Origin of the sequence: Acinetobacter sp. YH12239, assembly GCF_013417635.1 — a bacterium.
Lineage (GTDB): Bacteria > Pseudomonadota > Gammaproteobacteria > Pseudomonadales > Moraxellaceae > Acinetobacter.
This window is the reverse complement of record NZ_VPDP01000023.1, coordinates 20,755-31,226: the sequence shown is the minus strand read 5'-3', so window position 1 is coordinate 31,226 and position 10,472 is coordinate 20,755. Positions and strand designations below refer to the sequence as shown.

The window sequence follows — 10,472 nt, the reverse complement described above, 5'->3', positions numbered from 1 at the left end:
CTCAGAAGTGAAACCTCTTAGCGCTGATGGTAGTGTGGGGTTACCCATGTGAGAGTAAGTCATCGCCAGCTCATTATTCTAAACACCCCCTTCAATAGAAGGGGGTGTTTTTTTATATGAAAAGAAAGAATTAAAGATATAAATGTAAAGGGAAATGGATGGTGGTACTGAAAAATATCCTTTAAATACATTTTTAATCTTAAAATTGAAAAAAATAATCATATAGACGATAAATTTTATGTCTTGGACAGTTATAGCAACCGCTCTTATCCATCTGATGCTCAAATTCATAAAGTATGATTAGTTTCTATTGGTACACCTGTGTACATAGAAAAATGATCGCCTAATCAATTGGTCGTGGTTGTATTTTAATGCTTTCAGTAATGAGTGACTAAAATGCATGCGAGATGCAATAGAGGCATTTACATAATAAAAAGTAAGAGTGAAAAATATATTACTTAATTACTCATGAACAGAAGTTGCTTGAGAGGTCATGATATAGTGAATTTAAAAGTTTTAAATCCGAATATATTTAAGGATACGTGATGACCAATTCAGAAAAAAAAATTGAGTGTGATTATTCTCTTTATGTTGCCTCTAAAGCATCCCAAACAGGTCAATGGCTTGAAGTAAAAGATAAATTTAGCCAAAAAATATTTGCTCGAGTCGCCTTAGCAGATGCAAATACTTTAGAAAAAGCAATCCAATCTGCAATTGATGCAGAACAGGCAATGGCACAATTAGAACCATTTCAAAAGCAAAAGATTTTATTACATTGTGTCAAACGCTTTGGCGAAATGAGAGAGGAATTAACTGCAATTTTGATTGCAGAGGGTGGAAAGCCATTAAAAGCAGCTCAGGCTGAAGTTGAGCGTCTTATAAATACCTTTCAAATCGCTGCTGATGCGGTTACACAAATGGACGATGGGCGTTTAATACCATTGGCTGTAACAGCTGCTGCACAGGGTTATACAGGTATGATTAAACATGTTCCGATTGGTGCTATATCATTAATTAGTCCTTTTAATTTTCCACTTAATTTAACTGCTCATAAAATTGCACCTGCAATTGCAGCAGGGTGTCCTTTCGTACTGAAACCTGCGTCACTTACACCAGTTTCTGCTCTAAAAATTGCAGAAGTGTTGGCTGAAACTGATTTACCTCAAGGTGCATTTTCAGTTTTACCTTGCCCTCGCGAACAGGCAGATATCTTGGTAACCGATGACCGATTCAAATTACTCAGTTTTACTGGATCAGATGAAGTCGGTTGGGATATGAAAGCACGTGCTGGTCGAAAAAAAGTCACCTTAGAGCTTGGTGGCAATGCTGCTGTTTTAATTGAGCCTGATACTGAACTATCTGATGCGTTAATTGATCGTCTCATTGGGGGAGCATATAACCACGCAGGTCAAGTTTGTATTAGTGTTCAAAGAATTTTGGTTCATGAAAATATTTATACTGATTTAAAGAAGAAATTAATTTCCAAAATTAAAAAAATCAAAGCGAGCGATCCAAAATCAGACTTGACCTTATGTGGTCCTATGATCAAGGAGGAAGAAGCTAAAAGGCTAAAAAAATGGGTCGATAAAGCTGTAAAGAAAGGCGCCAAAGTTTTAGTCGAAGGTCAGGTAAAAGGGGCTTTATTTGATCCAATATTGCTAGAAAATGTTGATACGTCTTTAGAAATTTATAAAGATGAAGCTTTTGGGCCAGTAGCCATTCTAGAGAAGTATAAAGATTTTGAAAAAGGCATTGCTACAATTAATCAAAGTCGATTTGGTCTACAAGCTGGCGTTTATACACAAAGTCTGAATAAAATGATGTATGCGTGGAATCATTTACATGTAGGTGGTGTCATCATTAATGATATTCCATCATTCCGTGTGGATAACATGCCTTATGGTGGTGTTAAAGATTCAGGTCTAGGTCGAGAAGGGATTCAATCAGCAATTCGAGATATGCAAGAAGAACGATTGCTTGTGATTAAACAAGGATAAATTATTATTTATGTTAAAAGGAGCATAACGCTCCTTTTAAATTATTTAGTTTTGATTAACGCTGTGATTTAAAAATAAACATATTGAGTTAAAAATTAATCAATAAGAATAAAAAAATGATGAAACACAGTTTTTTCCTGAATTAATTACAGAAAAATCTGATTAAAAGCGCTATTGTTGATTCATTAAACATCCTTTATTTCATCTTTCTTTAACCAAGAATATTAAATAAGGGGTGGTTTGTAATTCGAAAAAAATGCTCAAAAGGCCGTTTCTGATTCAAACAACAAAATTTTAATGGTATGCAATTACTTGCAAGATAACATCAACAATAGCAGTAAGCGTGTACCCATTTACGGATTAGGTACTATATGACAGCTTCACGTGAAAATTGGAGCGCCAGATCAGGTTTTATTATTGCAGCTATTGGTTCTGCAGTAGGTTTAGGCAATATTTGGCGTTTTCCCTATGTCGCATATGAAAATGGTGGCGGGGCATTTTTAATCCCTTATCTGGTTGCAATTTTTGCTGCCGGTCTTCCACTTTTATTTTTAGATTATGCAGTTGGACATAAATACCGTAAGGCCCCACCTACAGCTTACAAGAAGTTAATGAATGGTGAATCATTGGGTTGGTGGCAAGTCGCTGTGACATTAATTATTGGTATTTACTATGCCAGTGTATTGTCATGGGCGGGTAGTTATATGTTCTACTCATTTGGTCAACAGTGGGGAAGTGATACAGAAAAATTCTTTTTCACCACCTATCTTCAGAATGGCGAAGGCTTAGCATTTGGATTTGTTCCGACCTTATTTATAGGTTTGGTTGTCGTTTGGGCGATCGTTATGTTCATCCTGTATGGTGGGGTGAAGAAAGGCGTGGAATTGTCGAATAAGATCTTTATGCCCTTGTTGGTGGTTTTATTCACGATTCTCGTGATTCAAGCTATTCGTTTACCAGGTGCTGTCCAAGGTTTAAATGCATTCTTTACACCAAACTGGGAAGCGATGGGCAACTATAAAGTGTGGTTAGCTGCATTTGGCCATATCTTTTTCTCTTTATCCGTTGGTTTCGGGATTATGTTGACCTACGCTTCATATTTGAAGAAAAAAACAAATTTAACTGGTTCTGGACTAGTCGTTGCTCTTGCAAACTCATCTTTTGAAATTTTAGCTGGTATTGGGGTATTTGCAGCATTAGGTTTCATGGCCTACAGTGCGGGTGCTTCAGTTGACGATGTTGTATCTGGTGGTATTGGTTTAGCTTTTATCGCTTTCCCTAAAATCATTTCAAGCATGGGGGCTGGCGGAGACTTATTTGGCTTCTTGTTCTTTGCATCTTTAACAGTTGCAGGGATTACATCCATGGTCAGTATTCTTCAAGTTCCAATCGCAGGTTTCCAAGACAAGTTAGGATGGTCTCGTAAGAAGGCTGTGACAATTATTGCAGGTGGTTCAGCAATTGTTTCAACATTATTGTTCTCAACTCACAGTGCGATTACGTTTGTCGATATTATTGATTACTTTGCCAATAATATTGGTATTGTCGCGGGTGGCTTATTATCAATCGTATTGGTGTCATGGTTCCGTCGCCCGTTGTTAAAGCAACTTCAAGAACATGTAAACCAATATTCTAGTATTAAGCTAGGTGCTGGTTGGAACTTCATGTTGACGATAGTTACGCCAATCTCATTGTTAGCTGCGTTATTGCTAACTTTGAACTCAATATTTACTGAAGGCTATGGCGGTTATCCAATTGAGATTCTATTGCCAATTGGTGGCGGTGTAGTTGCAATCTTTGTGTTCTGTGCGGTTGTATTTAGTCGTCTAAAAGACAACGGGACTGAGGAGAAATAAGATGAATACTTCTGCTTTGATGATGCTCATTATCTCAACAGTGCTGTTATGGGGTGGTCTTATTTTAGCCATGATTCATTTGGCAAAAAATCCAGATGAGCTTGAAGATTAAACTACTTCAGATCAATATTAAAAAAGCCATGACATGAGTCATGGCTTTTTTAATATGTAGCTAAATTAGAAATAAACTATCTTAAAAAATAGCATTAAATCTTTTGAATTAAACAATAATAGAATCCATCACCATGGCCTTGTTGTGGCAATAACTGACGGCCGTGGATTTGTTCAATTCCCCAATTCACATTTAATTTGATTTCTTGAGCATCTGTATGCGTGTTGAAGAAATCAATCATCTGGTGTTCATTTTCAGCTTTCAAAATCGAGCAGGTAATATAAAGCATTGACCCGCCAACTTTGAGTTGTTGCCACATATGATTCAGAATTTGTTTTTGAAGTTCAACCGTTTGTTGAATATCGGTAGATTGGCGAAGTAAACGAATATCTGGATGACGTCGTACAACTCCAATAGCAGAACACGGTGCATCAAGAATAATACAGTCAGCCTGTTCAGGTGCAGACCATACCGTAGCATCAGCAGTCAGTATTTCCACTGGTGCGTACTGATTAAGAGCAAGACGCTCTAAGTTTTCACTTACGCGGCTTAAACGTTTTGTATCGTGATCGACCGCATACAGCTTTTTAGGGCGATAACACTCTAAAATATGTGCTGTTTTTCCACCTGGAGCCGCACATGCATCAATTACGATTTTATCATCAAGATTTGGCAATAAGGTCGCGCAAAGTTGAGCATGTTCATCCTGAACAGAAAAACCACCTTCTTCAAAGCCAGGGAGGTGAGGAATATGCACGGATTGATCTAAGATAATGCCGACATCGGACCATTCACATGGATGAGCATCAATCCCTTCTTCATCAAGAATATCTAAATATTCCTCACGGCTTACTTGTCGTTCATTTACACGTAGTGTCAAAGGCGCAGCCAGTTTAAGTTCGACTGAAAGCACTTGAAGATGCTCGGGCCAATCTTTTTTCAAACGTTTAAATAGCCAACTAGGTAAACCATGGGCTTGGTCTAATGCTTCGCCGAATTCTTCAGTTTCACGTGAAACACGTCGTAGAATCGCATTCACGACGCCACTTAAGGCCTCAAAACCAAGTTGTTTAGTCGCTGTTACCGTTTCTGAAATAGCCGCATGTGCTGGTATACGCGTGCAAAGCAGTTGATATAAACCTAAATATAGGCAGCTTTCAACAGTTTCATTGTTGAGCGGTTTAGTCAAAAGAGGGAGAGTAATTGCTTTAAGCGCATGCCATTGACGTAAAGTGCCTAAAGTCAATTCATGAAATAAGGCCCGATCACGCTCACCAACCAATGAAAGATGTTGGGAAAGAACAGAGGTGAGGGATTGTCCATTCTGAACGGCCAGTAATGTTTTAATCACATGCCCGCGTAAATTTAAATGAGAAGATTGTTGGCTCATGCGAAGATCTGTCCTGGCTGCAATTTTTGACTTTGTAGAATTTGTGCAGCATTGAGCGCTTTACCGCCTGGCCACTGAAGTTGAGTGAGACAAATCACTTGATGATCACCACACAAAACGTGAACACCATTCTGATCGACAGCGATGATTTCACCGATTTGTTGAGTTGATGGAGTGAGTGGAGAAAGTTTCGAATTCCAAATACGTAAATTGTTGGTTTGATCAATAGGTGTGAAAGCTACGGGCCAAGGATTGAAAGCACGGATATTACGATCAATCGTCACAGCATCATTTGCCCAGTTAATTTGAGCTTCAGCCTTAGAAAGTTTATGTGCATACACTGTAAGTGATTCATCTTGAACTTCACGTGTATTTAAATAATGCTTTAAAGTGTCTTCACTTTCTAAAACAGCGAGAGTGGCTTCAGCCCCTTGTTGAGCCAGTTTATCATGTAAGGTTGCGGAAGTATCTTCAGCTGTAATAGGACAGATGGTTTTATACATCATGTCACCAGTGTCTAGACCAGCTGCCATTTTCATGATCGTAATACCTGTTTCAGTATCACCTGTCGCGATAGCACGTTGAATAGGGGCTGCACCTCGCCAGCGAGGCAATAAGGAACCATGAATATTCAAGCAGCCGTATTTAGGTGTATCTAAAACGACTTGAGGCAAGATTAAACCGTATGCTGCGACCACCATCACATCAGCATTGAAAGACTTGAGTTCAGCTTGAGCAGCCAAACCTTCCTCAGTCGACGATTTAAAATGTAAAGGTTGGTAAACAGGAATATTGTGCTCGAGCGCCAATTGCTTTACCGCTGACGCTGTCAATTTTTGTCCACGTCCTGCTTTACGGTCTGGCTGCGTATACACAGCAACAATTTCATGAGAGGTCTTTAGCAAAGCTGCTAATGCACTCGCTGCAAATTCAGGGGTTCCCGCAAAGATGATTTTCACTCAGACACTTCCAAAACAATATAAAGAACATTATATGCCAAAAGCGATTTTCGCCCAAATAAGGTCGTAATTTGAAACGTTTTCATGTGCATTTTGTGCTTAAGGTGTGATTAATAAAATTTATGTATTTTTAAAAAAAGATTCATGAAAGTTTTGTATTACGATTTTAGATAAGGGTTTATAGTAGATCACATCTCTTACATCGATTTAGATCGTTGAGGGCAAATCAGACCTATACGAACAATTGCAAGCAATGGTTAACTGTTAATCAGAAAGCTGTCATAATAGAAGTAAGGTTCAACTGATTTAGCCTTATATTTCAGTATCATTTAGCCAGATTGAATACATATTCATCGAGCTCAGCTTAAGTTGGAAATAAAAATGCCTGACTATCGTTCGAAAACATCAACACACGGAAGAAATATGGCGGGTGCACGTGGCTTATGGCGTGCAACTGGAATGAAAGACGAAGATTTTGGCAAACCAATTATTGCAGTAGTCAACTCATTCACACAATTCGTACCGGGTCATGTGCATCTTAAAGACTTAGGTCAGCTTGTTGCACGTCAGATTGAACAAGCGGGTGGTGTAGCTAAAGAATTTAATACAATCGCAGTAGACGACGGTATTGCAATGGGTCACGACGGAATGTTGTATTCATTACCATCGCGTGACTTGATTGCTGATTCAGTCGAATACATGGTCAATGCACACTGTGCAGATGCAATGGTGTGTATCTCGAACTGCGACAAAATCACACCAGGGATGTTGATGGCGGCAATGCGCTTAAACATTCCTGTTGTGTTTGTTTCAGGCGGTCCAATGGAAGCTGGTAAAGTCCAAATTCGTGGTGGTGAACAAGCGATTGACCTTGTGGATGCCATGATTGTTGCTGCAGATGACAACTACACAGATGAAGAAGTAAAAGCATACGAACGTTCTGCATGTCCAACTTGTGGTTCATGTTCAGGGATGTTTACTGCAAACTCAATGAACTGTTTGACAGAAGCATTAGGCTTATCTTTACCAGGTAATGGCTCAACACTTGCAACGCATGCCAACCGTAAAAAATTATTTGAGCGTGCGGGTCAGTTGATTGTTGAAATCACAAAACGCCATTACGAACAAAACGATTACAGCGTATTACCTCGCAACATTGCCCCTAAAGCTGCGTATGAAAATGCCATGACTTTAGATATCGCGATGGGTGGTTCTACCAATACAGTACTTCACTTATTAGCGGCTGCGCATGAAGCAGAAGTTGATTTTACCATGGACGATATCGATCGTTTATCACGTAAAGTACCAGTACTGTGTAAAGTTGCACCTGCGGTTAAAAATGTTCACATGGAAGATGTCCACCGTGCAGGCGGTATCATGTCGATCCTTGGCGAACTAGACCGAGCAGGTTTGTTAGATACTTCTGTACCAACGGTACATGAAAAAACTTTAAAAGATGCTTTAGATAAGTGGGACATTATTCGTACTGAAAATGAAGAGGTATATAACTTCTTTAAATCAGCACCGGGCGGTGTACCAACACAAACAGCATTCTCACAAGACCGTTACTACACACGTCTTGATGGCGACCGTGAAAATGGCGTGATCCGTAATGCAGAACATGCTTTCTCTAAAGACGGCGGTTTAGCAGTCCTTTACGGTAACATCGCACTTGATGGCTGTATCGTAAAAACGGCTGGTGTAGATGACTCAATTTTGAAATTTAACGGTACAGCACGCGTATTTGAAAGCCAAGATGATGCAGTTGAAGCAATCTTGGGCGGCAAGATCGTAGCAGGTGATGTAGTTCTGATCCGTTACGAAGGTCCACAAGGTGGTCCGGGTATGCAAGAAATGCTGTATCCAACAAGCTACTTAAAATCAAAAGGTTTGGGTAAAGACTGCGCGCTTGTTACAGATGGTCGTTTCTCGGGTGGTTCATCAGGTCTTTCAATTGGTCACGTGTCTCCAGAAGCGGCTGAAGGCGGTGCAATTGCATTAGTTGAAGATGGCGACCGTATCGAAATTGATATTCCAAACCGTACGATTCACTTAGCAGTTGCTGATGATGTATTGGCAGCGCGCCGTGAAGTGCAAGAAGCTAAAGGTTGGAAACCTGCGAAAGAGCGTCCACGTAAAGTATCTAAAGCACTGAAAGCGTATGCAATGCATGCAACAAGTGCTGCAAAAGGTGCGGTACGCGATATCTAATCTGCTTATAAACTAGATCAATCATGATTCAAAAGCATCCTTCGGGATGCTTTTTTAATCACGAAAAGTTTGAATTTCATCTGAAAGCGTCAATTACATTAATGACAATATTTGATAGAAAGGTCATAAATATTGATCAATTCTCTTTGTCTTGATATAAGTTTTGCTCGCGTTCAAACTTTTTTAGTTTTAGAAAAAGCGATGAATTCGATACTTTGAGCACATAATTTACCAGTAAAATCATCTGAGGCACATCTCATGTCATTGTTACGCCGTTGGTTTGATCCGCTACGATCGAGTTGGTTTTATCAGAAACCAAATCGTCAAGAGGTCTTGTCAACTGAGCAGGGTTTAACGATCTATCTTCGTTTAGATGATGTGTATAGTTATCTTGCAGTCCAGCAATTGGCACAATTAAATGACATTTTAAAAGATGAAATTAAGCCGTTAAAAATTGTTATCTCAGATACTGCTGCTGAAGCTCCAAATGATATGAGTCCTGAAGAGTGGCAAGATTACAGTCTACGTGATGCCCAAATTTTAGCGTACCAGCATCGTTTCGGATTCGATAATGAAAAGCCTGAAATACCAAGTGCTGAAGCGATTCAACAGGCAGAAACGATTTTACGAAATACCCCATTAACAGGTGAAAATTTTCTCTATTTATTGGAAGATGTCTTCCATATGTTGTGGCAACAGCAGTATGGAAAATTACGTACTTTGTATGTCATGGCCAGTCGACATCGAAAAGAACAACAAATCGCTGAGCGAACTTTTGATCACACGCCAGTTTTAGCAAGCTTTTTTGAGCTCGGTAATCGTCGGTATCATGCAGTAGATGATTTATTAAGATTGACCCGCCGTTTAAAACAACAAAGACTCTTGACCGGTAATCCTATTTTTCTCATCAATCATATTGAGTGGCGGGAACACCTAATGAATGATGCTGAAGAATTATCTGAGATTCAGGCGATGAATCCTGAGTTGGACCTCTATATTGCATTAGAAGATCCGATCTCTTGGTTATTATTAGCTTATATTAAAGAGGAACTTGCCGATTATTACGATATCCAACTTACCGTTTATCCATTGCAATATCAAGGACGAGATTTATTTGATTGGAGTTTGGCAACGCGTTTATCTAAACGAACAGAAGTAAAATTTACGCCGTTTTGCCGTCCGACTCAGCAGGCGACATATGAAATAGCACGATTGTTTTACAGTGTGCCTGAGGATCAACGTCTTGATGCAATGTATGAAATCTTGCAGGCTGTTTGGAGTAAAGGTAAAGATCTATCGCATCGACCTCATATTCAAGCCTTGAAAGAGAGCTTGAACATCACGACGCTCACTGAAGAGTCGATCAGTCAAAAGCTGGAAGAAAATCAATTACTCTGTGAGATGAAATCACAACCTGATTTACCAGTGCTTGAGCTTCGTATCGATGGAAAGAGTTATGTGTTTAATAGCTTATATCGTGTATGGATGATTGAAAGTATTTTCAGTAATGTGTTAGAACAAAAGTACAAAAGTGAAAATGAATCTGAACTCAGGGATACCGAATCAATTGAAAATCAATAAAGAAAAATGCGAAACCCTTCAGCAAGCTCGAACACAAATAGATTCAATTGATCAAGCCATAACAGAATTAATTGGTTTACGCCAATATTATGTAGATCAGGCAGTTCGTTTTAAACGAACTATTCAAGATGTACAGTCACCTGAACGTGTTGAAATAGTGATTGAAAAAATACGTGAATTGGCTACAAAGAATGGTGTGGATCCATTACTCATGGAAAAAATATATCGAGAGATGATTCAACACTTTATTCAAAGAGAGTTAAAAGAAATACGACCATAATAGTCGGAATTCTTAATAAGAATGAGGAACTTAGTTTCCTCTTTTATTCATTGAAATTTACAAAATATATAGCCGATTTGTGAACT

At 39.0% G+C, this 10,472-nt stretch carries 8 protein-coding genes; 6 read left to right on the top strand and 2 right to left on the bottom strand.

Annotated features, from left to right (window positions below; translation table 11 throughout):
- Window positions 1–545 precede the first annotated feature (545 nt).
- The 3 genes from FTV17_RS13980 to FTV17_RS13970 all read left to right on the top strand — a co-directional run bounded on the left by FTV17_RS13980 (window position 546) and on the right by FTV17_RS13970 (window position 3,965).
- The gene (locus FTV17_RS13980) at window positions 546–1,997 is read left to right on the top strand and encodes an aldehyde dehydrogenase family protein (protein ID WP_180000380.1); all 1,452 of its coding nucleotides are present in this window, start codon (window positions 546–548) and stop codon (window positions 1,995–1,997) included.
- Between the two features lie 371 nt (window positions 1,998–2,368).
- Complete coding sequence (locus tag FTV17_RS13975; RefSeq protein WP_180000378.1) at window positions 2,369–3,853, top strand: sodium-dependent transporter; 1,485 nt, start codon at window positions 2,369–2,371, stop codon at window positions 3,851–3,853.
- A gap of 1 nt (window position 3,854) precedes the next feature.
- The gene (locus FTV17_RS13970; RefSeq protein ID WP_081403317.1) at window positions 3,855–3,965 is read left to right on the top strand and encodes a methionine/alanine import family NSS transporter small subunit; all 111 of its coding nucleotides are present in this window, start codon (window positions 3,855–3,857) and stop codon (window positions 3,963–3,965) included.
- Between the two features lie 94 nt (window positions 3,966–4,059).
- Here FTV17_RS13970 and rsmB read toward each other — a convergent pair whose 3' ends face one another.
- Together rsmB and fmt are read right to left on the bottom strand one after the other, a co-directional pair.
- Window positions 4,060–5,355, bottom strand: a complete 1,296-nt coding sequence (gene rsmB / locus FTV17_RS13965) for a 16S rRNA (cytosine(967)-C(5))-methyltransferase RsmB (RefSeq protein ID WP_180000375.1) — start codon at window positions 5,353–5,355, stop codon at window positions 4,060–4,062.
- Window positions 5,352–6,314, bottom strand: a complete 963-nt coding sequence (gene fmt / locus FTV17_RS13960) for a methionyl-tRNA formyltransferase (protein ID WP_180000373.1) — start codon at window positions 6,312–6,314, stop codon at window positions 5,352–5,354. The genes rsmB and fmt overlap by 4 nt, the downstream gene beginning before the upstream one ends.
- Before the next feature lie 381 nt (window positions 6,315–6,695).
- Here fmt and ilvD point away from each other — a divergent pair, with 381 nt between their 5' ends.
- The 3 genes from ilvD (at window position 6,696) to FTV17_RS13945 (ending at window position 10,386) form a co-directional block, all read left to right on the top strand.
- Entirely contained in the window at window positions 6,696–8,525 is a 1,830-nt protein-coding gene (gene ilvD, locus FTV17_RS13955) for a dihydroxy-acid dehydratase (protein ID WP_180000371.1), read from the top strand.
- Window positions 8,526–8,783: 258 nt separating this feature from the next.
- Window positions 8,784–10,106: a hypothetical protein gene (locus FTV17_RS13950; RefSeq protein WP_180000369.1), complete on the top strand. Its 1,323-nt coding sequence runs from the start codon at window positions 8,784–8,786 to the stop codon at window positions 10,104–10,106.
- On the top strand, window positions 10,063–10,386 hold the full coding sequence (locus FTV17_RS13945) for a chorismate mutase (RefSeq protein WP_218945409.1): 324 nt from the start codon (window positions 10,063–10,065) through the stop codon (window positions 10,384–10,386). The genes FTV17_RS13950 and FTV17_RS13945 overlap by 44 nt, the downstream gene beginning before the upstream one ends.
- Window positions 10,387–10,472: the final 86 nt, after the last annotated feature.